This window comes from Kitasatospora sp. MAP5-34 (assembly GCF_029894335.1).
Lineage (GTDB): Bacteria > Actinomycetota > Actinomycetes > Streptomycetales > Streptomycetaceae > Kitasatospora.
On the sequence record NZ_JARXZC010000005.1, the window covers coordinates 210,824 to 235,596 of the forward strand.

Consider the following 24,773-nt stretch of genomic DNA (forward strand, 5'->3'; position numbering starts at 1 on the left):
TCATCGCAGTCGTCGTATTCGCGAAGGCCGCCGGACCTCCTGGTCCGGCGGCCTTCGCGTGCTCAGAAGTGCTGGCGTATCTTGGCTACCGATCGGTAACCTTGGAGCAGAGGGGCGCCACAGCCATGACCACCGCGATCCGCAGCGAGTTCGACCGGGGCATCGCCCTGACCCCCGCCCCGGCGGAACCGGGCCGCTACCACGGCGAGCTGGACCCCGGCTGGCAGATCGGCGGCGGCATCAACGGCGGACTGCTGCTCGCCGTCGCCGGCCACGCGCTCTCGCTGAGACTCGGCGAGGACGGCGGGCACGTCGACCCGGTCTCGATCAGCGGCTACTACCTGTCGGCCGCCCGCCCCGGCCCGGTCGAGGTCGGCACCGAGCTGGTCCGCCGTGGCCGCAGCCTCTCCACCGGCACCGCCTCGATGTTCCAGGACGGGCAGGAGCGGCTGCGCGTGCTCGCCACGTACGGGGACCTCGGCGCGGGCAACGGCGAGGTGCGGACCTCCGCCCGGCCGCCGCAGCTGCCGCCGCCCGAGCAGTGCGTCGGCATGGAGCACGCCCCGAAGTCGATGATCGACCAGGCCGCGCTGCTGGAGCGGTTCGACCTGCGGCTCGACCCGTCCACCGTCGGCTGGGCCCTTGGCAAACCCTCCGGGGAGGGCCGCATCCAGGGGTGGTTCAAGCTCGCCGACGGCCGCGAGCCGGACCCGCTGCTGCTGCTCCTGGTCGCCGACGCACTCCCGCCGGCCACCTTCGACCTCGGCATGCCGGGGTGGGCGCCGACCATCGAACTGACCGTCCACCTGCGGGCCAGGCCCGTCCCCGGCTGGCTGCGGGTCAGCCACGCCACCCGCAACCTCGCCGACGGGTACTTCGAGGAGGACGCCGAGGTCTGGGACGAGTCCGGCCGCCTGGTCGCGCAGTCCCGCCAGCTCGCCCGGGCACCGCGAGCGCAGTAGACCTGCCGTCGGCCGGTGGTGGTCGAGCTGAGTAGATCGATCAGATGTTCACTGTCAGTTACAGCTCTGTGACATGCGGTGTGTGTGCGCTCGGCCGGGGAGGGGAGGAAGAGGGTCAGCGGCACTGCCGCCGCTCTCGTCCCCCACCCCCAGGAGCCCCGATGTCGCGGAACGGCCGCAACCCTCGCACTGCCCGCTGCGCCGCTGCCACCCCGGGCCGGGGGCAGGACCGGCGTGAGGAGCAGGTGTTCCTGACGGGGATCCTGACCAGCCGCGCGGACTTCGAGGCGGCCAAGCCGTGGCGCCTCACCGATGCCGCCGACTTCGACAGCTACCTGCTGGACACGGCCGTCCTGCTCGCCGACGCCCGGTGTGCGTTCGGGGTCGTCCAGGCCCGGATGTTCCACCCCGGGGACTTCACCGACTTCTGCCTGCTGCACCGCCTGGACCCGGCGGAGCCGTCCGCGCGGGACCGCTACCTGGTCAACCCGCCGCTGCAGACCCAGCTGCTCCCGTACAAGGGTGAGGAGCTCTCGGGCGACTTCATCCCGAGGCTGGTCCGGGCCCGGGAGAGTGGTCTGACGATGCGCCATGTCGACCTGCTGCTGGACGGCGGGCTGTTCGGGCCGGAGGAGGAGGTCGGGCCGAGGGTCCGTCAGGCGTACCAGCAGGGGGCCGAGTTGTTCCGGCGGATGCTGGTCGGGGCGGGGTGCGGGATGTTCCGGTTCCGCTGCACCGTGGAGGCCCCGGGCGGGTTGCTGGAGGCGGAGGCGCGGATCCTGCACTGGGAGGACGGCGTCGTCCGGCTCAACGACGAGGATCTCGACCTGGTCTGCGCCGTACTCTGCGCGGGGCTGGCCCTGGAGCTGCCGGGCGCGGCGCTGCTCGCCGGGTCGCAGGGGTCGGCGGGTGCCTGCGGCGAGTACCGGCAGGTGGCCTGGGCCTGGCAGAGCACGGGCTGCGGGTACGCCCCCGCCGCCGTGCACCTGGGGGACATCGAGGCGCGGCCGGGCTTCGGTCTCGGCACGGTCTGCTGAAGGCTCCGCCGGTACGCCAAAGGGGCGCGGGGACTGCGCGAAAGCGGTAGGGCACACGCTGGTGCCTTCCGATCTCGCGCAGTTCCCCGCGCCCCTACAAGCTCACCGGTTGCCCGCAGAGTGACGTTTCTGCATTGAACCGAGCGGTCAGCTCGCGTCCTCGTCGCGCACCGCACGGCGCGCGTCCGGGTTCAGCACGCCCCAGCTGATCAGCTGCTCGGTGAGGATCGACGGCGACTGGTCGTAGATCACGGCCAGCGTGCGCAGGTCGTCCTGGCGGATCGACAGCACCTTGCCGTTGTAGTCGCCGCGCTGGCTCTGGATCGTGGCCGCGTAGCGCTGGAGCGGGCCGGCCTTCTCGGACGGCACCTGGGTCAGTCTCTCCAGGTCGAGCACCAGGCGCGGCGGCGGCTCGGCCGCGCCGCCCGGGGTGCCGCCGGGCAGCAGCTCCTGGACCGGCACGCCGTAGAACTCCGCGAGCTCGGCCAGGCGCTGCACCGTCACCGCACGGTCGCCGCGCTCGTAGGAGCCGACGACGACAGCCTTCCAGCGCCCCTGGGACTTCTCCTCGACGCCGTGCAGGGAGAGCCCCTGCTGAGTGCGGATCGCTCGGAGCTTGCCCCCGAGTTGCTTCGCGTAGTCGCTGGACATTGGTCTCCCCGGACGAGATTGCTTCGCGTTGAGTGTGGTCACGAGTGACGGAGGTGCCTGACCGCCGATCCGCCGGGTGCTACCGGTGGGTTCGTCGGGCGTCTCGTAACTCACTGTGAGGTTACGTAGAGTGAGGTATTCGAGTCAAGCCGAATGGGGCAGTCGTGCGAATAGCCCGCGTCCGGAGCATTAACCGCCGCTGGTCGGCCGGGTGGACCTGAGGTGTCGCGAACCGGAACGTCCGTACGCCGCTCCCCGGACCGCCCACGTGCCGCCTGACCGGCCAAGGCCCGGGCGCTGTTACGATGGGTCCGGCTTCCGGCGCGACCGGTGCGGCCACTCCCAAGACATCCTTTAAGGCCCGTCCAGTGAGGCGGGGAAGGAGGTCGGCTTCGGCATGACCACACGTAGCACGAATTCCGACGGTTTGCGTCCCCCGCACCAGGTGCTGGACGCCACCGACGTCGCCCGGGTCATCACCCGGATCGCCCACGAGATCGTGGAGCGCGGCAAGGGCGCCGAGGACGTCGTACTCCTCGGTATCCACACCCGAGGGGTCCACCTCGCCCGCCGCCTGCACGACAAGCTCGCGCAGATCACCGGCCGCGACATCCCGCTCGGCACCCTGGACATCACGATGTACCGGGACGACCTGCGCCTCAAGCCCGCCCGCGCCCCGGAGCACACCGAGATCCCGCCCGGCGGCGTCGAGGGCAAGCTGGTCGTCCTGGTCGACGACGTGCTCTTCTCCGGACGCACCATCCGCGCCGCGCTCGACGCGCTGAGCGACATCGGCCGGCCGCGCGCCGTCCAGCTCGCCGTCCTGGTCGACCGGGGCCACCGCGAGCTGCCGATCCGCGCCGACTACGTGGGCAAGAACCTGCCCACCTCGCTGCGCGAGGCCGTTCAGGTCCAGCTCTCCGACGTCGACGGACGGGACGCCGTCCTGGTCGGCGACCGCGACTACGCCGCCCGCTCCTCCCAGGCGCTCGCCGCCGATCGGCGGCCCGATCGGCAGTCCGATCAGCGCGCCGAGCCGCGTCCGGGGGAGTAGCCGGGTGAAGCTCGACACCGAAGACGACCACAGCCGTACCGACCACCCGGAGACCTCCCTGTGACCAGCTACCTGATCCGCAACGCCCAGATCCTCGGTGGCGCCCCGCAGGACATCCTGATCGCCGACGGCGTCATCCAGCAGATCGGCACCGGGCTGACCGCCGAGTCGGACGTCGACATCGACGCGCACGGGCTGATCGTGCTGCCCGGCCTGGTCGACCTGCACACCCACCTGCGCGAGCCCGGCAAGGAGGACGCCGAGACCGTCCTGACCGGCACCCGGGCCGCCGCGATGGGCGGCTTCACCGCCGTCCACGCGATGGCCAACACCACCCCGGTGGCCGACAACGCCGCCGTGGTCGAGCAGGTGTGGCAGCTCGGCAAGGACTCCGGCTACTGCGACGTGCACCCCGTCGGTGCCGTCACCGTCGGCCTGGAGGGCAAGCAGCTCGCCGAGCTCGACGCGATGCACAGCTCGGCCGCCGGCGTCCGGGTCTTCTCCGACGACGGCAAGTGCGTCGACGACGCGGTGCTGATGCGCCGGGCGCTGGAGTACGTCAGGACGATCGACGGCGTGGTCGCCCAGCACGCCCAGGAGCCCCGGCTCACCGAGGGCGCCCAGATGAACGAGGGCGCGGTCTCCGCCGAACTCGGCCTGGAGGGCTGGCCGGCGGTCGCCGAGGAGGCGATCATCGCCCGCGACGTCCTGCTCGCCTCGCACATCGGCGCCCGGCTGCACGTCTGCCACCTGTCCACCGTCGGCTCGGTCCGGATCGTCCGCTGGGCGAAGTCGCAGGGCTGGGACGTCACCGCCGAGGTGACCCCGCACCACCTGCTGCTCACCGACGAGATGGTCCGCTCCGGCGATCCGGTCTTCAAGGTCAACCCGCCGCTGCGCACCGAGACCGACGTGCTGGCGCTGCGCGAGGCGCTCGCGGACGGCACCATCGACGCCGTCGCCACCGACCACGCGCCGCACCCCGACGCGGACAAGGACTGCGCCTGGGCCGTCGCCGCGATGGGCATGGTCGGCCTGGAGACCGCGCTGTCGGTCGTCCAGCAGACCATGGTCGACACCGGCCTGATGAACTGGGAGGGCGTCGCGGACCGGATGTCGCACCGCCCCGCCCGGATCGGTCGGCTGGCCGGCCAGGGCCGCCCGGTCTCGGTCGGCGAGCCTGCCAACCTGGTGCTCTTCGATCCCGGCTACCGTGGGACGGTGAACGCCGACACCTTCGCGACCCGCAGCCGGAACACCCCTTTCCGAGGCCTCGAGCTGCCAGGACGGGTGCACGCGACCTTCCTGCGTGGCGTGCCGACCGTGCTGGCCGGCGAGCTGGTCGAGCCGGGTGATCTCGCGTGATGACCGAGCTGGCGAAGGAACAGGCCAAGGTCACCAACTGGCCCGGGTACATCGGCTGGGCCGTCGGCCTGCTGATCGTGATCGGCCTGGTCTACTGGCTGATGCGCCAGGGCTGGAACTGGCGCCGCACCCTGCAGTCCGACCTCCCCGAGCTGCCCGCCGTCCCGGCCGACCCCGGTACGGCGCTGCTGGAGACCAGCGGTCGCTACCACGGCTCCACCACCGCCGGGAACTGGCTGGACCGGGTCGTCGCGCACGGCCTGGGCACCCGCAGCCTGGCCGAACTGACCCTCACCGAGCGCGGCCTGCTGGTCCGCCGCCCGGGTGATGTCGACCTCTGGATCCCCGCCGAGGCGCTGACCGGGGCCCGGCAGGACTCCGGGATCGCGGGCAAGGTCGTCCCGGCCGGCCTGCTGGTCGTCACCTGGACACACCACTCGATGGCGCTGGATTCCGGCTTCCGGGCCGACCACCCTGATGAGCACGCCGCCTGGGTCGAGGCGGTCGACGCACTTGTCGTACGTACGAAGAAGACGGAAGAGGCCGCCAAATGACCGCACCTGCCCCCACCACACAGCGCCTCAGGCGGGAGCGTGTGCCTGCCGTGCTCGTCCTGGAGGACGGCCGGACGTTCCGCGGCCAGGCGTACGGCGCCGTCGGCGAGACCTTCGGCGAGGCCGTCTTCAACACCGGCATGTCCGGCTACCAGGAGACGCTGACCGACCCCTCGTACCACCGCCAGGTGGTCGTGATGACCTTCCCGCAGATCGGCAACACCGGCGTCAACGACGAGGACCCGGAGTCGAAGCAGATCTGGGTCGCCGGGTACGTCGTCCGGGACCCGTCCCGGGTCTCCTCCAACTGGCGCTCGCAGCGCTCGCTGGAGGACGAGCTGACGGCCCAGGGCATCGTCGGCATCAGCGGCATCGACACCCGCGCGCTCACCCGCCACCTGCGCGAGCGCGGCGCGATGCGGGTCGGCATCTTCTCCGGTCCGGCGCTCGCCGACCAGGCGGCGCTGCTCGCCCGGGTCAACGAGGCCCCCGAGATGAAGGGTGCGGACCTCTGCGCCGAGGTCGCCACCACCGAGCCGTACATCGTGCCGGCCGTCGGAGCGAAGCGCTTCACCGTCGCCGCCATCGACCTCGGCATCAAGGCGATGACCCCGCAGCGGATGGCCGAGCGCGGCATCGAGGTGCACGTGCTGCCCGCCAACTCCACCGTCGAGGACATCTACGCGGTCAACCCCGACGGCGTGTTCTTCTCCAACGGCCCGGGTGACCCGGCCACCGCCGACCACCAGGTCGCGGTGATGCAGGGTGTGCTGGAGCGGAAGACGCCGCTGTTCGGCATCTGCTTCGGCAACCAGATCCTCGGCCGCGCGCTGGGCTTCGGCACGTACAAGCTCAAGTACGGCCACCGGGGCATCAACCAGCCCGTCCAGGACCGCACCACCAGCAAGGTGGAGGTCACCGCGCACAACCACGGCTTCGCCGTGAACGCGCCGCTGGACAAGGTCAGCGACACCCCGTACGGGCGCGCCGAGGTCTCCCACGTCTGCCTCAACGACGACGTGGTCGAGGGCCTCCAGTGCCTGGACACGCCCGCCTTCAGCGTGCAGTACCACCCGGAAGCGGCAGCAGGCCCGCACGACGCGGCCTACCTGTTCGATCGTTTCGTCGACCTGATGGCCGGCGCCCCGGCCCGCACCACCGCAGGGAGCTGACCGTGCCGAAGCGCACCGACATCAAGTCCGTCCTGGTCATCGGGTCCGGCCCGATCGTGATCGGCCAGGCGGCGGAGTTCGACTACTCGGGCACCCAGGCCTGCCGCGTGCTGCGTGCCGAGGGCCTGAGGGTGATCCTGGTGAACTCCAACCCCGCCACGATCATGACCGACCCGGAGATCGCCGACGCCACCTACGTCGAGCCGATCACCCCGGAGTTCGTCGAGAAGATCATCGCCAAGGAGCGCCCCGACGTGCTCCTGCCGACCCTCGGCGGGCAGACCGCGCTCAACACCGCGATCTCGCTGCACGAGAACGGCACCCTCGCCAAGTACGACGTGGAGCTGATCGGCGCCAACGTCGAGGCGATCCACAAGGGCGAGGACCGCCAGCTCTTCAAGGGCGTGGTCGAGGCCGTGCACGCCAAGATCGGCCACGGCGAGTCCGCCCGCTCGGTGATCTGCCACACCATGGACGAGATCATGGCGGGCGTCGAGACCCTCGGCGGCTACCCCGTCGTCGTCCGGCCCTCCTTCACCATGGGCGGCGCCGGCTCCGGCTTCGCCCACGACGAGGAGGACCTGCGCCGGATCGCCGGCCAGGGTCTGGCGCTCTCGCCGACCACCGAGGTGCTCCTGGAGGAGTCCATCCTCGGCTGGAAGGAGTACGAGCTGGAGCTGATGCGCGACCGCAACGACAACGTCGTGGTCGTCTGCTCCATCGAGAACTTCGACCCGATGGGCGTGCACACCGGCGACTCCATCACCGTCGCGCCCTCGCTGACCCTGACGGACCGTGAGTACCAGACGCTCCGTGACATCGGCATCGCGATCATCCGCGAGGTCGGCGTCGACACCGGCGGCTGCAACATCCAGTTCGCGATCAACCCGGTCGACGGCCGGATCATCGTGATCGAGATGAACCCGCGCGTCTCCCGCTCCTCGGCGCTGGCGTCGAAGGCCACCGGCTTCCCGATCGCCAAGATCGCCGCGAAGCTGGCCGTCGGCTACACGCTGGACGAGATCCCCAACGACATCACCGAGAAGACCCCGGCCTCCTTCGAGCCCTCGCTCGACTACGTGGTCGTCAAGGTCCCGCGCTTCGCGTTCGAGAAGTTCCCTTCGGCCGATGCGACGCTGACCACGACCATGAAGTCGGTCGGCGAGGCGATGGCGATGGGCCGCAACTTCCCCGAGGCGCTGAACAAGGCGCTGCGCTCGCTGGAGAAGAAGGGCTCGCAGTTCACCTGGGTCGGCGAGCCCGGCGACAAGGACGAGCTGCTGACGAAGGCCCAGGTCCCGACCGACGGCCGGATCAACACCGTCATGCAGGCCATCCGGGCCGGCGCCACCCAGGAGGAGGTGTTCGAGTCCACGAAGATCGACCCGTGGTTCGTCGACCAGCTCTTCCTGATCGACGAGATCGCCGCCGAGATCGCCGAGGCCGACAAGCTCGACCCCGAGCTGCTGCGCCACGCCAAGCGGCACGGCTTCTCCGACCAGCAGATCGGCGAGATCCGGGGCCTGAAGCCGGACGTCGTCCGTGAGGTCCGGCACGCGCTCGGCATCCGCCCGGTCTTCAAGACGGTCGACACCTGTGCCGCCGAGTTCGCCGCCAAGACCCCGTACTTCTACTCGTCCTACGACGAGGAGAGCGAGGTCGCGCCGCGCACCAAGCCCGCCGTGATCATCCTCGGCTCGGGCCCGAACCGGATCGGCCAGGGCATCGAGTTCGACTACTCCTGCGTGCACGCCTCCTTCGCGCTCGCCGAGGCCGGGTACGAGACCGTCATGGTCAACTGCAACCCGGAGACCGTCTCCACCGACTACGACACCTCCGACCGGCTCTACTTCGAGCCGCTCACGCTCGAGGACGTGCTGGAGATCGTGCACGCCGAGCAGGAGGCGGGCCCGCTCGCGGGCGTCATCGTCCAGCTCGGCGGCCAGACCCCGCTGGGCCTGGCGCAGGCGCTCAAGGACAACGGCGTGCCGATCGTCGGCACCCAGCCCGAGGCGATCGACCTCGCCGAGGAGCGCGGCGCCTTCGGCCGGGTGCTGCGCGACGCGGGCCTGCCGGCCCCCAAGCACGGCACGGCGTTCTCCTTCGAGGAGGCCAAGGCGATCGCGGACGAGATCGGCTACCCGGTACTGGCCCGCCCGAGCTACGTGCTCGGCGGACGCGGCATGGAGATCGTCTACGACGAGCCCTCGCTCGCCTCCTACCTGGAGCGGCACGCCGGTCTGATCTCCGAGCACCCGGTGCTGATCGACCGCTTCCTGGACGACGCGGTCGAGATCGACGTGGACGCGCTCTTCGACGGCACCGAGCTCTACCTCGGCGGCGTGATGGAGCACATCGAGGAGGCCGGTATCCACTCCGGCGACTCGGCCTGCGCGCTGCCCCCGATCACCCTCGGCGGCTACGACATCAAGCGGCTGCGGACCTCCACCGAGGCCATCGCGCGCGGCGTCGGGGTGCTCGGCCTGATCAACATCCAGTTCGCGCTGTCCGGCGACATCCTGTACGTCCTGGAGGCCAACCCGCGCGCCTCGCGGACGGTGCCGTTCACCTCCAAGGCGACGGCCGTCCCGCTGGCCAAGGCCGCCGCCCGGATTTCGCTCGGCGCGACCATCGCCGAGCTGCGCGCCGAGGGCATGCTCCCGGCCGAGGGCGACGGCGGCACGCTGCCGGCCGACTGCCCGATCTCCGTCAAGGAGGCCGTGATGCCGTGGAGCCGCTTCCGCGACATCTACGGGCGCGGCGTCGACACCGTGCTCGGCCCGGAGATGCGCTCGACCGGTGAGGTCATGGGCATCGACACCGTCTTCGGCACCGCGTACGCCAAGGCGCAGTCCGGGGCGTACGGCGCGCTGCCGACCAAGGGCAAGGTCTTCGTCTCGGTCGCCAACCGCGACAAGCGCAACCTGGTCTTCCCGGCCCGTGCGCTGGTCGAGCTGGGCTTCGAGGTGCTCGCCACCTCCGGCACCGCCGAGGTGCTGCAGCGCGGCGGCATCCCGTCCACCGTGGTGCGCAAGCACAGCGAGGGCGAGGGCCCGAACGGCGAGCGGACGATCGTCCAGCTGATCCACGACGGCGACGTCGACCTGATCATCAACACCCCGTACGGCACGGGCGGCCGCCTCGACGGCTACGAGATCCGTACCGCCGCCGTCTCGCGCGGCGTGCCGTGCCTGACCACCGTCCAGGCGATGGGCGCGGCCGTCCAGGGCATCGACGCGCTGCTGCGCGGCGAGGTCGGGGTGATGTCGCTCCAGGAGCACGCGGCGCTGATCAACGCCGGCCGCAAGTAGCACAACTCCAGTGGGGGGCACCTGAGTTACGGTGCCCCCCACACCCATGCTCGTTGCTCGTCGCTCGTTGAGGAAGGCCACCGCCCTTGTACAAGCTCCTGTTCAACCTCGTCTTCAAGAAGATGGACCCCGAGAAGGCCCACCACCTCGGCTTCTTCTGGATCCGGCTGGCCGCCTCCGTGCCCGGGCTGAAGCAGCTCGTACGACTGGTGCTCGCGCCGCAGGACCGCGCGCTGCGCACCACCGCCCTCGGCCTCGACCTGCCCGGCCCGTTCGGGCTCGGGGCGGGCTTCGACAAGAACGGCATCGGGATCGACGGGCTGTCGATGCTCGGCTTCGACTTCGTCGAGATCGGCACCATCACCGGTGAGCCGCAGCCGGGCAACCCGACGCCGCGCCTGTTCCGGCTGGTCGAGGACCGCGCGCTGATCAACCGGATGGGCTTCAACAACCAGGGCTCCGAGCGGGTCGCCGCCCGGCTGGCCGCCCGCCGGCCCAGCACCTCGGCCCCGGTGGTCGGCGTCAACATCGGCAAGACGAAGGTGGTCGAGGAGGCGGACGCCACCGCCGACTACGTCAAGAGCACCGAGCGGCTCGCCGCGCACGCCGACTACCTGGTCGTCAACGTCAGCTCCCCGAACACCCCCGGGCTGCGCAACCTCCAGGCCGTCTCCACCCTCGGTCCGCTGCTCTGGGACGTCCGCAAGGCCGCCGACGCGGCCGCGCCGCACCACGTCCCGCTGCTGGTGAAGATCGCCCCCGACCTGGCCGACGAGGACATCGACGAGATCGCCGACATGGCCCTGCACCTCGGCCTGGACGGCATCATCGCAACCAACACCACGATCGGCCGCGAGGGCCTGCGGGAGTCCTCGGCGCGGATCGAGGAGATCGGCATGGGCGGGCTCTCCGGTGCCCCGCTCAAGGCGCGGTCGCTGGAGGTCCTGCAGCGGCTGCGGGCGCGCACCGAGGGGCGGCTGACGCTGATCGCCGTCGGTGGCATCGAGACGGCCGACGACGCCTGGGAGCGGATCCTGGCCGGCGCCGACCTCGTGCAGGGCTACAGCGCCTTCATCTACGAGGGGCCGTTCTGGATGCGGCGGATGCACAAGGGCCTCTCGGCCCACCTGCGGGCGAGCGGCTTCAAGACCATCGCCGAGGCGGTGGGCACGGCGAAGTAGGGGGCGGTGCAACTGGCTGTCCGATCATCGGTGCGGGCTCGGAGCCTTCCGATTTCGCGCAGTTCCCCGCGCCCCCTGGGGGAACCCCGTCCTCTTGAGGGGTAGGGCGAAGTGACAGGGGATGGTCGGATTTGTCAGAGTGCTCGGAATCAAGCGCGTAGGGCTGCCGAAAGGTGAACAAGATGGCCCACCCAGTCCAGAGCGAGGCCGAGGTGCTCTCCCGCAGCACCGAGGGCGGCTACCACCGGCTGGTGCTGCGCGCCCCGGAGGCGGCTCCCCGGGTCCGGCCGGGGCACTTCGCGACCCTGGCGGTCGGCGGGCCGAACTCCGCGCTGCTGCTGCGGCGGGCCTTCTCGATCCACCGGGCCGATGTCGAGGCCGGGACGGTCGAGCTGGTGATCGCCGAGCGCGGGGAGGGGACGAGGGAACTCGCCCGGGCCAGGCCCGGCGACCGGCTCGACCTGATCGCTCCGCTCGGTACGCCGTTCCCGCTGCCCGACGGGCCCGTCAGCGCGCTGCTGGTGGCCGACGGGTACGGCGGCGCGCCGCTGTTCGGGCTCGGCGAGGAGATCCGGCGGCGTGGCGGCCAGGTCGGGTTCATCCTGGGCGCGGCCACGGCCGACCGCCTCTTCGGGGTCGAGCAGGCCCGGGCGCTCACCCAGGACGTCCTGGTGGTCACCGAGGACGGCTCGGCCGGGCTGCAGGGCCGGGTCACCGACCCGCTCGCCCAGGCCGTCAAGGCGATCGACGCGACCGTGGTGCACGCGTGTGGTCCGATGCCGATGCTGCGCGAGGTCTCCGCCATCGCGCTGGGCCTCGGCGCCCGCTGCCACACCTCGGTGGAGGAGGCGATGGCCTGCGGCGTCGGCATCTGTATGACCTGCGTGCTGCCGGTGGTCGGCGAGGACGGCGTGAGCCGCTTCGTCCGCTCCTGCACCGACGGCCCGGTCTTCGACGGCGCCCGGGTCCGCTGGGACGACATCGGCACCGTGCCCCCCGATCTGGAAGGCGCCGCCGCGATGGGAGTCCGGAGCTGATGGACCCTCAGGAGATCGACCTCACCGTCCCGTTCGGCCCGCTGACGCTGCCGAACCCGCTCACCACCGCCTCCGGCTGCGCCGGGTACGGGCGTGAGCTGGCCAAGTTCGTCCCGCTGGACGAGCTGGGTTCCGTCACCACCAAGACGATCATGCCGTACGCCCGCTCCGGCCTGGCCACGCCCCGGATGGCCGAGACGCCGTCCGGGATGCTCAATGCGATCGGACTGCAGGGCCCCGGCGTCGCCGCCTTCGTCCGGCACGAGCTGCCCTGGCTCGCCGAGCGCGGCGCCCGGGTGCTGGTCTCGGTCGCGGGGGAGCGGCTGGAGGAGTACGCGGAGGTCGCCGAGCAGCTGAACGGGCAGCCCGGCGTGATCGGCCTCGAACTCAACATCTCCTGCCCCAACGTCGCCGACCGGGGTCAGGTCTTCGCCTGCAACCCGGCCACCTCGTACGACGTGGTCCGCGCCGTCCGGGAGGTCACCGACGCCGCCCTGCCGGTGTACGCCAAGCTCTCGCCCGACGTGACCTCGATCACCGAGATCGCCGCCGCCTGCGTCTCGGCCGGGGCCGACGGGCTGTCGATGATCAACACCTCGCTCGGGATGGCCATCGACCTGGACACCCTGCGCCCCGCGCTCGCGGGCGGCACCGGCGGGCTCTCCGGGCCCGCCGTCCGGCCGATCGCCGTGCGCTGCGTTCACCAGGTGTACGCGGCGATGGCCGCCGGGCGCATCCCCGAGGTGCCGATCATCGGGATGGGCGGCATCCGCACCGGCCGGGACGCCCTGGAGTTCGCGCTCGCCGGCGCCGGCGGTCTCGCCGTCGGCACCACCCTGTTCAACGACCCCGCCGCCCCGCTGCGCATCCTCGACGAGCTGCGCAGCGAGCTGGCGGCCCGGGGCTTCGCCAAGTTCACCGACGTGGTGGGGCTCGCCCACCGCACCCCCTCCCGCTGAAAGGCCGTCATGACCCTCGCTCCCTTCGGTGCCCGTCTGCGCCACGCCCTCGACACCCGTGGTCAGCTGTGCGTCGGCATCGACCCGCACGCCTCCCTGCTGGCCGCCTGGGGCCTGAGCGACGACGTGGCCGGGCTGGAGAAGTTCAGCCGCACCGTGGTCGAGGCGCTGGCGGGCGAGGTCGCCGTGCTCAAGCCGCAGGCCGCCTTCTTCGAGCGCTTCGGCAGCCGGGGCATCGCCGTCCTGGAGCAGACCGTCGCCGAGGCCCGCGAGGCGGGCGCGCTGGTGCTGATGGACGCCAAGCGCGGCGACATCGGCTCCACCATGGCCGCCTACGCCGAGACCTTCCTCTCACCGGGCAGCCCGCTCTTCTCGGACGCCGTCACCGTCAGCCCGTACCTGGGCTTCGGGTCGCTGCGGCCCGCGCTCGACCTGGCCCGGGCCAACGGCTGCGGCGTGTTCGCGCTGGCGCTGACCTCCAACCCCGAGGGTGCCGAGGTGCAGCGCGCGGTGGCCGCGAACGGCGAGAGCGTCGCCCAGGGTGTGCTGCGCAGCCTGGCGGCCGAGAACGCGGGCGCCGAGCCGCTCGGCTCGTTCGGCGCGGTGGTCGGCGCGACGCTGGCCGAGGCCGGCGTGGACCTGGCGATCAACGGCCCGCTGCTCGCCCCCGGCGTCGGCGCGCAGGGCGCGACGGCGGCGGACCTGCCCCGGGTCTTCGGCGACGCGGTGCGCGACGTGGTGCCCAGCGTGAGCCGCGACATCCTCAAGCACGGGCCCTCGGTGGCGGCACTTCGGGCGGCTTCGGCGCGCTTCGTGGACGAGATCGGTGCCGTGCTGGGAAGGTGAGCGGCGTCACATTTGGTGGATCAACCCCGCTCGCCCAGGGTTGATTTGCCCTGATAGGTCCTGGTCGGCCTCGGCTGACCAGGACTTTTCGTGTTCTTTTCCTGACGCGGGGGCTCAAGTTGGGTAGTGTCCGGCGGTAGGTCATCGAAGGGCGGCGGACATCGTCGCTCTCGCAGGTCAGAGCCGTTTTGGTTCCCCTGTTTTCGGTGTCCCAGGCAGTACCCAGTCATAGCTCATCCCTTCCTTCCACACCCTGAGGTGAACGGCGTGGCTCTTCCGCCCCTTACCCCTGAACAGCGCACCGCGGCGCTCGCCAAGGCTGCCGATGCTCGCCGGAAGCGCGCCGACATCAAGGACAAGCTGAAGCACTCCGGTGCCTCGCTCCATGACGTCATCAAGGCGGGCAAGTCCGACGACGAGGTCATCGGCAAGATGAAGGTGTCCGCCCTGCTGGAGAGCCTTCCGGGCGTCGGCAAGGTGCGCGCCAAGCAGATCATGGAGCGTCTGGGTATCAGCGAGAGCCGCCGGGTTCGCGGCCTCGGTACCAACCAGATCGCCTCGCTGGAGCGGGAGTTCGGGAGCACCGCCTCCTGAGCCGACGCCGGACCGGCCCCCGTGGTGCCCGGATCGTCCGCGATCCGGGATAATCGGTGCATGAGTGAACGTCCGCGGCTGACCGTGCTCTCCGGCCCTTCGGGGGTCGGCAAGAGCACGGTCGTCGTTCATATGAGGCAGCAGCACCCCGAGGCATGGCTCTCCGTGTCGGCCACCACCCGCCGCCCGCGGCCGGGCGAGCAGCACGGGGTCCACTACTACTTCGTCGACAACGACGAGTTCGACAAGCTGATCGCCAACGGCGAACTGCTGGAGTGGGCCGTGTTCGCCGGCAACCGGTACGGCACGCCGCGTGCGGCCGTGCTGGAGAAGCTGGAGAACGGCGTCCCGGTGCTGCTGGAGATCGATCTGCAGGGCGCCCGTCAGGTGCGCGAGTCGATGCCCGAGGCGCTGCTGGTCTTCCTGGCTCCGCCGAGCTGGGACGAGCTGGTCCGCCGGCTCACCGGCCGGGGTACCGAGCCGCAGGACGTGATCGAGAAGCGGCTGGAGGCGGCGAAGGTCGAGCTGGCTGCCGAGGCCGAATTCGACGTGACCCTTGTCAACAGCTCGGTCGAGCAGGTAGTGGACGAGCTGCTGGCCCTGTTGGGTGTAGTCTGACCAGATCATGTTGTGCTGACTACGGTCGAACTTCATGTGCTGATCTGATCAGCATCCTTTCTTTGCCACCTTTTCGGAAGGTTTTCGCGTGTCCTCTTCCATGACCGCGCCCGAGGGCATCATCAACCCGCCGATCGATGAGCTGCTCGAGGCCACCGACTCGAAGTACAGCCTGGTGATCTACGCCGCCAAGCGCGCGCGTCAGATCAACGCGTACTACTCGCAGCTCGGCGAGGGCCTCCTGGAGTACGTCGGCCCGCTGGTCGACACCCACGTGCACGAGAAGCCGCTGTCGATCGCACTCCGCGAGATCAACGCCGGCATGCTCACCGCGGAGCCCACCGAGGCCGCCTGAGTCTGTCCCGGAAAGGCCCGTCAGAATCCTTCTGGCGGGCCTTTCCGCTGTGTTGCCGCTGTGCTGTTGGCCACAGTGCGACTGCTGTCTGATGCGCCGTAGGGTTGCGGTGAACCGACCCGAGCAGAAGGACCCAGCATGAGTACGGACCGGCCCGGCGCCTCACCTGTCGTCCCCGACGCCCCGCGCGTCGTCCTCGGCGTCAGCGGCGGAATCGCCGCGTACAAGGCGTGCGAGCTGCTGCGGCGGTTCACCGAGTCCGGGCATCAGGTGACCGTCGTCCCGACGGCCGCCGCGCTGCACTTCGTCGGCGAGGCGACCTGGGCCGCGCTCTCCGGCCGTCCGGCCGCCACCGAGACCTGGGAGCGGGTGCACGAGGTCCCGCACGTGCGGATCGGACAGCAGGCGGACCTGGTCGTGGTCGCCCCCGCCACCGCCGACCTGATGGCCAAGGCCGCCCACGGCATGGCCGACGACCTGCTCACCAACACCCTGCTGACCGCGCGCTGTCCGGTGGTCTTCGCCCCCGCGATGCACACCGAGATGTGGGAGAACGCGGCCACCCAGGAGAACGTGGCGACGCTGCGTCGCCGGGGCGCGATCGTGCTGGAGCCCGCCGTCGGGCGGCTCACCGGCGTGGACACCGGCAAGGGGCGGCTCCCCGAGCCGTCCGCGATCTTCGAGTCCTGCCGCCGGGTGCTCGCCCGGGGCGGGCTGACCGCCGACCTGGCCGGCCGGCACGTGGTGATCTCGGCCGGCGGCACCCGGGAGCCGCTGGACCCGGTGCGCTACCTCGGCAACAACTCCTCCGGCAAGCAGGGTTATGCGCTCGCCGGCACGGCCGCCGCCCGGGGCGCCAGGGTCACCCTGCTGTCCGCCAACGCCACCCTGCCGGACCCGGCGGGCGTGGACGTGGTGCACGTCTCGACCGCGCTGGAGCTGCGCGAAGCGGTGCTGAAGGCGGCGCCGGAGGCCGACGTGGTGGTGATGGCCGCCGCCGTCGCGGACTTCCGCCCCGCCGAGTACGTCACCGGCAAGATCAAGAAGGTGGACGGCGTCGACCCGGCGCCCGTCGCGCTGGTCCGCAATCCGGACATCCTCGCCGAGATCTCCGCACACCGGGCCCGGCCCGGGCAGCTGGTGGTCGGCTTCGCGGCCGAGACGGACGACGTGCTGGCCAACGGCCGCGCCAAACTGGCCCGCAAGGGCTGCGATCTGCTGGTCGTCAACGAAGTGGGCGGCGGTAAGGCGTTCGGGCAGGACACCAACGCTGCGGTGCTGCTCAGCAGCACCGGCCCGGAGGTCGAGATTCCCGACGGGCCAAAGGAATCACTGGCCGACGCGGTCTGGGACGCGGTGGCCGGCCGACTGGCCTGAGGGCCCGGACCAGGGTGTTCCGTCTCACGAGTTGATCGAAGCAGTGCCATAAGAAGGTAGCCGACCGTTACACTCCAGGCATCAAGTCTTTCCGGATGCCCCGGGACCTCCGGGGTGTTCAGTCAGCAGCCGCTGCAACCATCAGGGAGCGCTGTGTCTCGCCGCCTGTTTACTTCGGAGTCCGTGACCGAGGGTCACCCCGACAAGATCGCTGACCAGATCAGCGACACCATCCTGGACGCTCTGCTGACGCAGGACCCGACTTCCCGGGTCGCCGTCGAGACGCTGATCACCACCGGCCAGGTGCACATCGCCGGTGAGGTGACGACGAAGGCGTACGCGCCGATCGCGCAGCTGGTCCGGGACAAGATCCTCGAAATCGGCTACGACTCGTCCAAGAAGGGCTTCGACGGCGCCTCCTGCGGCGTTTCGGTGTCCATCGGGGCGCAGTCGCCCGACATCGCGCAGGGTGTCGACACCGCGTACGAGGCCCGGGTCGAGGGCGATGAGGACGACCTCGACAAGCAGGGCGCGGGCGACCAGGGCCTGATGTTCGGCTACGCCAGCGACGAGACCCCCGAGCTGATGCCGCTGCCGATCACGCTGGCGCACCGGCTGGCCAAGCGTCTCTCCGAGGTCCGCAAGAACGGGACCATCCCGTACCTGCGCCCGGACGGCAAGACCCAGGTCACCATCGAGTACGACGGTGACAAGGCCGTCCGCCTCGACACCGTGGTGGTCTCCTCGCAGCACGCCAGCGACATCGACCTGGACTCGCTGCTGACCCCGGACATCCGCGAGTTCGTCGTGGAGCCGGAGCTCAAGCGCCTGGCCGACGACGGCATCAAGCTGGTCACCGAGGGCTACCGCCTGCTGGTGAACCCCACCGGTCGTTTCGAGATCGGCGGCCCGATGGGCGACGCCGGGCTGACCGGCCGCAAGATCATCATCGACACGTACGGCGGCATGGCCCGCCACGGCGGCGGCGCGTTCTCCGGCAAGGACCCGTCCAAGGTCGACCGCTCCGCCGCGTACGCGATGCGCTGGGTCGCCAAGAACATCGTCGCGGCCGGCCTGGCCCGCCGCGCCGAGGTCCAGGTCGCCTACGCCATCGGCAAGGCCGAGCCCGTCGGCCTGTTCGTCGAGACCTTCGGCACCGAGACCGTCCCCGTCCTGGACATCCAGAAGGCCGTCACCGACGTCTTCGACCTCCGCCCCGCCGCGATCATCCGCGACCTCGACCTGCTGCGCCCGATCTACGCGAAGACCGCCGCGTACGGGCACTTCGGTCGCGAGGACGCGGACTTCACCTGGGAGCGCACCGACCGCGCCGAGCAGCTGAAGAAGGCCGCGGGGGCCTGATCCCCGGCCGAGGGCGGCGGGGCACCCCTCCCGGGGGGTGACCGCCGCCTTCGGCGTTTCTTCGCAGATCAGTCGCAGACAGGGGCGCGGGGAGCTGCGGTGGAGCGGGAGGGTGCGGACCGTTGCCTTCCGGTTTCGCGCAGTTCCCCGCGCCCCTTGCCATGGCTGGCCGGGTGCCTGTGTGTCGGTGGGATCTGGTACGACTAGGGGCGATGAGCAGCGCAGACGACACCGGGGAGCAGCTGGCCTTCATCCGGGAGACGGTCCGTAAGGCCAAACCCCGGACGTGGCGCGGCGCGCTGCCTGCCGAGCATCTGCCGGTGGCCCGGGTGGTGGTCGACAAGGGGCTGCTCCACCTCGACCAGTTCTTCGACTACGCCGTCCCCGCCACCATGGCGGAGGAGGCTCTGCCCGGTGTGCGGGTCCGGGTCCGCTTCGGGGCCAGGGTGGTCGCGTCCGGGCGGCGTGAGGGCGGGGAGCTGCACGACGGGTTCATCGTCGAGCGCCGTGCGGACAGTGACTACAAGGGCCCGCTCGCCCCGCTCGCCCAGGTGCTCTCGCCGGAGCCGGTGCTGACCCCGGCGCTGCTGCGCCTGTGCCGTACGGTCGCGGACCGGTACGCGGGCTCGCTCGCTGACGTGCTGCAGCTCGCGGTGCCGCCCCGGCACGCCAAGGCGGAGGCGGAGCCGTCCCCCGCGCCGCTGCCGCCGCCGGCCGTCCCCGAGCCGGGCAGTTGGAGTCGTTACCCGCAGGGGCCCGACTACCTGGCGGCGCTCGCCGCCGGTCGCGCGCCGCGCGCGGTCTGGACCGCGCTGCCCGGCCCGACCTGGCCGGACGAGATCGCGCGTGCGGTCGCCGCCACGCTGGCGGGCGGGCGCGGTGCTCTGGTGGTGCTCCCCGACGGCAAGGCCGCCGGCCGGGTCGACGAGGCGCTCACCGCGCTGCTCGGCCCCGGCCGGCATGCCGCGTTGACGGCGGATCTCGGGCCCAAGGAGCGCTACCGGCACTGGCTCGCCGTCAGCCGGGGTTCGGTGCGGGCTGCGGTCGGCACCCGGGCGGCGATGTTCGCGCCCGTACGTGACCTGGGGCTGGTGGTGGTCTGGTCGGACGGCGACGGCAACCACAGCGACCCGCGCGCCCCGCACCCGCACGTACGCGAGGTCGCGCTGCTGCGCGCCGCCGAGGAGGGCGCGGGCGTGCTGCTCGGCGGGCTGTCCGTCACGGTGGAGGCGGCGCAGCTGCTGCGGACGGGCTGGGCCCGGCCGCTGGCCGCCGAGCGGGAGACGGTGCGCGCGGTCGCGCCGAGGGTCCGTACCGTGACCGATCTGGACCAGGCCCGGGACGCAGCCGCGCAGTCCGCCCGGCTGCCCGGCCCGGCCTGGGAGGCCGCGCGTGAGGCGCTGACCAAGGGGCCGGTGCTGGTCCAGGTGCCACGGCGTGGGTACGTGCCGAGGCTGGCGTGTGCCTGCTGCCGGGAGCCGGCCCGCTGCCGGCACTGCGTCGGGCCGCTGGAGGCGCGGTCCTCGGGCGGGCCGCTGGAGTGCTCGTGGTGCGGGCAGGCGGAGACGGAGTGGCACTGCCGTGAGTGCGGGTCGTTCCGGCTGCGGGCGCAGGTGGTCGGCGCGCGGCGGACGGCGGAGGAGTTGGGCAAGGCGTTCCCCCGGGTGCCGGTCCGGACCTCCGGCCGGGATTCGGTGCTGGCCGCCGTGTCCGGTGAGCCGGCCCTGGTGATCTCCACGCCCGGCGCCGAGCCGGTCGCCGAGGGCGGGTACGCGGCGGCGCTGCTGCTCGACGGCTGGGCGCTGCTGAACCGGCCCGACCTGCGGGCCGGGGAGGAGGCGCTGCGGCTCTGGATGGCGGCGGCCGGGCTGGTCCGCCCGGCGGCGGAGGGCGGCACGGTGGTGGTGGTCGCCGAGCCGACCGCCCGTCCCGTCCAGGCCCTGATCCGCTGGGACCCGGCCGGGCACGCTGCGCTCGAGTTGGAGGAGCGTGCCCAGCTGCACTTCCCGCCGGTCTCCCGGATGGCCTCCGTCACCGGAGCCCCGCACGCCGTGGCGGATCTCATCTCGCTGATCCGGCTGCCCGAGGGGACGGACATCCTCGGGCCCGTCCCGGCACCCGGCGGGCGGGGCGTGGAGCTGGAGCGCGCGCTGCTCCGGGTCGCGCCCGGCCAGGGCGCGGCGCTCGCCGCCGCGCTCAAGGCCGCGCAGATCGCCAGGGTGGCGCTGCGGACACCGGACCCGGTGAAGGTTCGGATCGACCCGCCGGACATCGGCTGAGTGCGAAGTTCCCCCCGGGGGGCGCGAGGCGGGATGTGCGGCGCCGTCGCTTGCGGTTTCGCGCAGTTCCCCGCGCCCCTGGGATGCCCAGTCCCGCACAGGGGTCAGCCCCGTAGGGGTACCCCCGGCCGTTCCAGCCCGCCCTGGCGGGCGGCCGGGACGGTCCGGGCCAGGGGTGAGGGAGCCGGGGGTAGCTCCTCGCTCCGGTCCGGCCGGGCGGGGCTCGGCAGGGCGGGGGCCGGGAGACCGGCCGCCAGGAGTTCTGAGCTGGGCCTGCGCATCCCGTAACGCCGGTGCACAGCCTGCTTGGTGACTCCGAGGGCCGAGCCGACCGAGTCCCAGGAGAAGCCGAGCGCGCGGTCGAACTCGACCGCCGCGCCGACCAGCGTCTCCACGCTCTCGCGCAGCTCCTGCGCCAGCCGTACCGTCGGCGCGGGCGCCCGCCCGTACACCACGAAGCCCGCCGAGGTGCTGGGCCGCCGGGGCCGGTAGACGTTGCCCAGCTGGGCGGTGAGCGTGCGCAGTGCGTCGACCTGGCGCCGCACCCTCTCGATGTCCCGTACCAGCAGGTGCAGGCTGGCCCGCGCCCGGGCGTCGTGGTTGATCTGCTCGGCCATGGCCGGTGTTCCACCTCTCCGTACGGTGAATCCGTGCCGGACGCCCCTGGCGTCCGGGTCAATCTCACTTGACCAACGCCGGACCAGGGGCCGGGGTCACGCGCCGGACCGATACGGGATATGCCAGAAGTACGTCCGAACGGGCGGTCCGCATTGCATAGACTGCCTGCTGAGCGCTATTCGCAGGTTTGGAAGTACTTCCGGCCTCGCACAAGTTCTCGCAAAATACGTGCACCTTCGCCAGTCCCCGCCGACAGGAGTCCGCCGCCATGCCGATCCAGCCGATCCGGATCTTCGGCGACCCGGTGCTCCGCGCCTCCGCGCGGCCCGTGACCACGTTCGACAAGGAACTGCGCACGCTCGTCAAGGACCTCACCGACACCATGCTCGACGCCCCCGGTGCCGGCCTGGCCGCGCCCCAACTCGGCGTCTCGCTGCGGGTGTTCGCGTACAACGTGGACGGCGTGGTCGGTCACCTGATCAACCCCGACCTCAGCCTCACCGACGAGGAGCAGGACGGTCCGGAGGGCTGCCTCTCGCTCCCCGGCCTGCGCTTCGACACCAAGCGCGCGTACGGCGTGGTGGCCAAGGGCTTCAACATGCACGGCGACCCGGTGACAATCGAGGGCACCGAGCTGCTCGCCCGCTGCATCCAGCACGAGACCGACCACCTGGACGGCATCATCTTCATCGACCGCCTCGACCGCGAGCAGCGCAAGGCCGCGCTCAAGGCGATCCGCGACGCGGAGTGGGGGCAGGGGCTGGTGCCGACCGTCAGGATCTCCCCGCACAGCACCTTCGGCTCCGCCCGCTGACCCCAGCCCCGCCTCCTGAGACTCCCAAGAGAAGGACCTGCATGCGCCTCGTCTTCGCCGGCACCCCCGAGGTCGCCGTTCCTGCCCTGGACGCCCTGCTCGCCTCCGGGCGGCATGAGGTGGTCGCCGTGGTCACCCGCCCCGACGCCCCCGCCGGGCGTGGTCGCAAGCTGGTCGCCAGCCCCGTCGCCCAGCGCGCCGAGGAGGCCGGGATCGAGGTCCTCAAGCCCGCCAAGCCGAGCGACCCGGACTTCCTGGCCCGGCTGGCCGAGATCGCCCCGGACTGCTGCCCGGTGGTCGCGTACGGCGCGCTGCTGCGCCCGGGCGCCCTGGAGATCCCTGAGCACGGCTGGGTCAACCTGCACTTCTCGCTGCTGCCCGCCTGGCGCGGCGCGGCCCCCGTCCAGCACGCGGTGCTGGCGGGCGACGAGGTCACCGGCGCGTCGACCTTCCTGATCGAACAGGGCCTCGACTCCGGCCCGGTGTACGGCATCCTGACCGAGGAGATCCGCCCCACGGACACCAGCGGCGAGCTGCTCACCCGCCTCGCCGAGGCCGGCGCGCGGCTGCTCACCGCCACCATGGACGGCATCGAGGACGGCGCCCTGCACGCCGTCCCGCAGCCCGCCGACGGCATCACCCTCGCGCCCAAGATCACCGTCGAGGACGCCCGGATCGAGTGGTCCCACCCCGCCCTGCGGATCGACCGCCTGGTACGCGGCTGCGCGCCCGCGCCCGGCGCCTGGACCACCTTCCGGGGCGAGCGGCTCAAGGTCTCCGGCCCGGTCAAGCTGATCACCGACGCTGCCGAGCTGGCCCCCGGCTCGCTCGCGGTCGGCAAGAACAGCGTCCGGGTCGGCACCGGCAGCCACGAGATCGAACTCGGCGAGGTCCAGCCGCAGGGCAAGAAGCCGATGCGCGCGGCAGACTGGGCCCGAGGCGTCCGGATCGAGTCCGGCGAGCAGCTCGGACTCTGACCCGCCCCCGTTCGTTGCGTACCACCCATTGATCCCGCCAGCACATTGAGGCTCCCCGTGACCACCCCCAGCACCCCCAGCGCCAAGCGTCCCGCCCGTCCCCACCGCCGTCCCAAGAAGGACCCGGCGCGCATCGTCGCGTTCAAGGCCCTGCGCGCCGTGGACGAGCGCGACGCGTACGCCAACCTGATCCTCCCGTCCCTGCTGCGCGAGGCCGAGCAGAAGAGCGGCCTGGACCGCCGGGACGCCGCGCTCGCCACCGAACTGGTCTACGGCACCCTGCGCCTGCAGGGCACCTACGACGCGATCATCGCCGCCTGCATCGACCGCCCGCTGCGCGAGGTCGACCCGCCGGTGCTGGACGTGCTCTCGCTCGGCGCGCACCAGCTGCTCACCACCCGGATCCCCTCGCACGCCGCCGTCTCGGCGACCGTCGAGCTGGCCCGGGTGGTGCTCGGCGACGGGCGGGCCAAGTTCGTCAACGCCGTCCTGCGCAAGATCAGCGCGCAGGACCTGGACGCCTGGATCCAGCAGGTCGCCCCGCCGTACGAGAAGGACGCCGAGGACCACCTCGCCGTCGTCCACTCGCACCCGCGCTGGGTGGTCTCCGCGCTCTGGGACTCGCTCGGCCGCTGGCAGCCCGAGGCTGCCGGACGCGTCGCGATCGAGGAGCTGCTGCACGCCGACAACGAGCGCCCGGCCGTCACCCTGGTCGCCCGCCCCGGCCGGGCCACCGCCGCCGAACTGCTCGCCGCGCTGCCCGAGTCGGAGCCGGGCCGCTGGTCCCCGTACGCCGTCCGCCTTGCCGAGGGCGGCGACCCGGGCGGCCTGGACGCCGTGCGGGAGAACCGGGTCGGCGTCCAGGACGAGGGCAGCCAGCTGGTCGCGATGGCACTGGCAGCCGCGCCGCTGGACGGCCCCGACCGGCTCTGGCTGGACGGCTGCGCCGGCCCCGGCGGCAAGGCCGCGCTGCTCGGCGCGCTGGCCGCCGAGCGCGGCGCCGCGCTGGTGGCGAGCGAGAAGCTGCCGCACCGGGCCCGCCTGGTCGCCCGCGCGCTGGACGGCAACCCCGGCCCGTACACGGTCATCACCGCCGACGGCACCAAGCCGGCCTGGCGGCCCGGCTCCTTCGACCGCACCCTGGTCGACGTCCCGTGCTCCGGCCTCGGCGCCCTGCGCCGCCGCCCGGAGGCCCGCTGGCGCCGCCGCCCCGACGACATCGCCGGCTTCGGCCCGCTCCAGCGCGACCTGCTGCGCACCGCCGTCCAGGCCACCCGGGTCGGCGGCGTGGTCGGCTACGCCACCTGCTCCCCGCACCTGGCCGAGACCCGCGCCGTCGTCGACGACATCCTGCGCACCGAACCCGGCCTGGAGTGGATCGACGCCCGCCCGCTGCTCCCCGGCGTCCCCGCCCTGGGAGCCGGCCCGGACGTCCAGCTCTGGCCGCACCTGCACGGCACCGACGCGATGTACCTGGCGCTGCTGCGGCGCACTGCGTGAGGCTCAGCGGTGCGCGGGGTGCCGTGTGCTCAGGGCTCTACGGAGGTGTGTGGTTGATCGCGCAGTTCCCCGCGCCCCTGCTGGGGTAGCCCAGCTGCCACGGGTAGCCGCAGGTTCGCTCGGGTGCTGAAGTTGAAGTCGACAGCCTCA

The 24,773-nt window shown here is 72.0% G+C and carries 22 protein-coding genes; 20 read left to right on the forward strand and 2 right to left on the reverse strand.

All coding sequences use genetic code 11. The features are described from left to right. Positions 1–125: 125 nt before the first annotated feature. A complete protein-coding gene (locus tag P3T29_RS07730; protein ID WP_280715560.1) occupies positions 126–962 on the forward strand; it encodes a thioesterase family protein in 837 nt (278 codons plus the stop codon). A gap of 161 nt (positions 963–1,123) precedes the next feature. Then, the gene (locus P3T29_RS07735; protein ID WP_280715561.1) at positions 1,124–1,999 is read left to right on the forward strand and encodes a hypothetical protein; all 876 of its coding nucleotides are present in this window, start codon (positions 1,124–1,126) and stop codon (positions 1,997–1,999) included. A 147-nt stretch (positions 2,000–2,146) separates the two neighbouring features. Here the strand turns inward: P3T29_RS07735 and P3T29_RS07740 are convergent, their stop codons facing one another. Next, entirely contained in the window at positions 2,147–2,650 is a 504-nt protein-coding gene (locus tag P3T29_RS07740) for a transcriptional regulator (RefSeq protein ID WP_280715562.1), read from the reverse strand. 397 nt (positions 2,651–3,047) lie between these two features. Here P3T29_RS07740 and pyrR point away from each other — a divergent pair, with 397 nt between their 5' ends. From pyrR to P3T29_RS07815, 15 genes are all read left to right on the forward strand, one after another. Continuing rightward, positions 3,048–3,704: a bifunctional pyr operon transcriptional regulator/uracil phosphoribosyltransferase PyrR gene (gene pyrR, locus P3T29_RS07745; RefSeq protein WP_280715563.1), complete on the forward strand. Its 657-nt coding sequence runs from the start codon at positions 3,048–3,050 to the stop codon at positions 3,702–3,704. A gap of 60 nt (positions 3,705–3,764) precedes the next feature. Next, positions 3,765–5,069, forward strand: coding sequence for a dihydroorotase (locus P3T29_RS07750; RefSeq protein WP_280715564.1), 1,305 nt, complete (start codon positions 3,765–3,767; stop codon positions 5,067–5,069). Then, positions 5,069–5,623: a hypothetical protein gene (locus P3T29_RS07755; RefSeq protein WP_280715565.1), complete on the forward strand. Its 555-nt coding sequence runs from the start codon at positions 5,069–5,071 to the stop codon at positions 5,621–5,623. The genes P3T29_RS07750 and P3T29_RS07755 overlap by 1 nt, the downstream gene beginning before the upstream one ends. Continuing rightward, positions 5,620–6,795, forward strand: coding sequence for a glutamine-hydrolyzing carbamoyl-phosphate synthase small subunit (gene carA / locus P3T29_RS07760; protein ID WP_280715566.1), 1,176 nt, complete (start codon positions 5,620–5,622; stop codon positions 6,793–6,795). The genes P3T29_RS07755 and carA overlap by 4 nt, the downstream gene beginning before the upstream one ends. 2 nt (positions 6,796–6,797) lie before the next feature. After that, complete coding sequence (gene carB, locus P3T29_RS07765) at positions 6,798–10,106, forward strand: carbamoyl-phosphate synthase large subunit (RefSeq protein ID WP_280715567.1); 3,309 nt, start codon at positions 6,798–6,800, stop codon at positions 10,104–10,106. 86 nt (positions 10,107–10,192) lie between these two features. Continuing rightward, positions 10,193–11,287, forward strand: coding sequence for a quinone-dependent dihydroorotate dehydrogenase (locus P3T29_RS07770; RefSeq protein WP_280715568.1), 1,095 nt, complete (start codon positions 10,193–10,195; stop codon positions 11,285–11,287). Between the two features lie 182 nt (positions 11,288–11,469). Continuing rightward, on the forward strand, positions 11,470–12,324 hold the full coding sequence (locus P3T29_RS07775) for a dihydroorotate dehydrogenase electron transfer subunit (RefSeq protein WP_280715569.1): 855 nt from the start codon (positions 11,470–11,472) through the stop codon (positions 12,322–12,324). Beyond that, a complete protein-coding gene (locus tag P3T29_RS07780) occupies positions 12,324–13,283 on the forward strand; it encodes a dihydroorotate dehydrogenase (protein ID WP_280715570.1) in 960 nt (319 codons plus the stop codon). Before P3T29_RS07775 ends, P3T29_RS07780 begins: the two co-directional genes overlap by 1 nt. Before the next feature lie 9 nt (positions 13,284–13,292). After that, complete coding sequence (pyrF, locus tag P3T29_RS07785) at positions 13,293–14,129, forward strand: orotidine-5'-phosphate decarboxylase (RefSeq protein WP_280715571.1); 837 nt, start codon at positions 13,293–13,295, stop codon at positions 14,127–14,129. Between the two features lie 267 nt (positions 14,130–14,396). Continuing rightward, positions 14,397–14,723: an integration host factor, actinobacterial type gene (gene mihF, locus P3T29_RS07790; RefSeq protein WP_280715572.1), complete on the forward strand. Its 327-nt coding sequence runs from the start codon at positions 14,397–14,399 to the stop codon at positions 14,721–14,723. A gap of 60 nt (positions 14,724–14,783) precedes the next feature. Beyond that, a complete protein-coding gene (gmk, locus tag P3T29_RS07795) occupies positions 14,784–15,341 on the forward strand; it encodes a guanylate kinase (RefSeq protein WP_280715573.1) in 558 nt (185 codons plus the stop codon). Positions 15,342–15,429: 88 nt separating this feature from the next. After that, positions 15,430–15,696, forward strand: a complete 267-nt coding sequence (rpoZ, locus tag P3T29_RS07800; RefSeq protein WP_280715574.1) for a DNA-directed RNA polymerase subunit omega — start codon at positions 15,430–15,432, stop codon at positions 15,694–15,696. Positions 15,697–15,834: 138 nt separating this feature from the next. Beyond that, the gene (gene coaBC / locus P3T29_RS07805; protein ID WP_280715575.1) at positions 15,835–17,073 is read left to right on the forward strand and encodes a bifunctional phosphopantothenoylcysteine decarboxylase/phosphopantothenate--cysteine ligase CoaBC; all 1,239 of its coding nucleotides are present in this window, start codon (positions 15,835–15,837) and stop codon (positions 17,071–17,073) included. A 153-nt stretch (positions 17,074–17,226) separates the two neighbouring features. Then, positions 17,227–18,435 (forward strand): methionine adenosyltransferase, encoded by a 1,209-nt coding sequence (gene metK / locus P3T29_RS07810; RefSeq protein ID WP_280715576.1) that lies wholly within the window; start codon positions 17,227–17,229, stop codon positions 18,433–18,435. Positions 18,436–18,647: 212 nt separating this feature from the next. Continuing rightward, positions 18,648–20,714 carry a primosomal protein N' gene (locus P3T29_RS07815; protein WP_280715577.1) on the forward strand — a complete coding sequence of 689 codons (2,067 nt, stop codon included), beginning with the start codon at positions 18,648–18,650 and terminating at the stop codon, positions 20,712–20,714. 104 nt (positions 20,715–20,818) lie between these two features. Here the strand turns inward: P3T29_RS07815 and P3T29_RS07820 are convergent, their stop codons facing one another. Next, positions 20,819–21,331, reverse strand: a complete 513-nt coding sequence (locus P3T29_RS07820; RefSeq protein ID WP_280715578.1) for a hypothetical protein — start codon at positions 21,329–21,331, stop codon at positions 20,819–20,821. Between the two features lie 269 nt (positions 21,332–21,600). On the opposite strand from P3T29_RS07820, the gene def reads away from it, so the two are divergent. The 3 genes from def to P3T29_RS07835 are packed head-to-tail and all read left to right on the forward strand — an operon-like array spanning position 21,601 to position 24,623. Continuing rightward, complete coding sequence (def, locus tag P3T29_RS07825) at positions 21,601–22,146, forward strand: peptide deformylase (protein WP_280715579.1); 546 nt, start codon at positions 21,601–21,603, stop codon at positions 22,144–22,146. 41 nt (positions 22,147–22,187) lie between these two features. Further along, entirely contained in the window at positions 22,188–23,123 is a 936-nt protein-coding gene (fmt, locus tag P3T29_RS07830; protein WP_280715580.1) for a methionyl-tRNA formyltransferase, read from the forward strand. A 57-nt stretch (positions 23,124–23,180) separates the two neighbouring features. Further along, entirely contained in the window at positions 23,181–24,623 is a 1,443-nt protein-coding gene (locus P3T29_RS07835; protein WP_280715581.1) for a transcription antitermination factor NusB, read from the forward strand. Positions 24,624–24,773 lie beyond the last annotated feature (150 nt).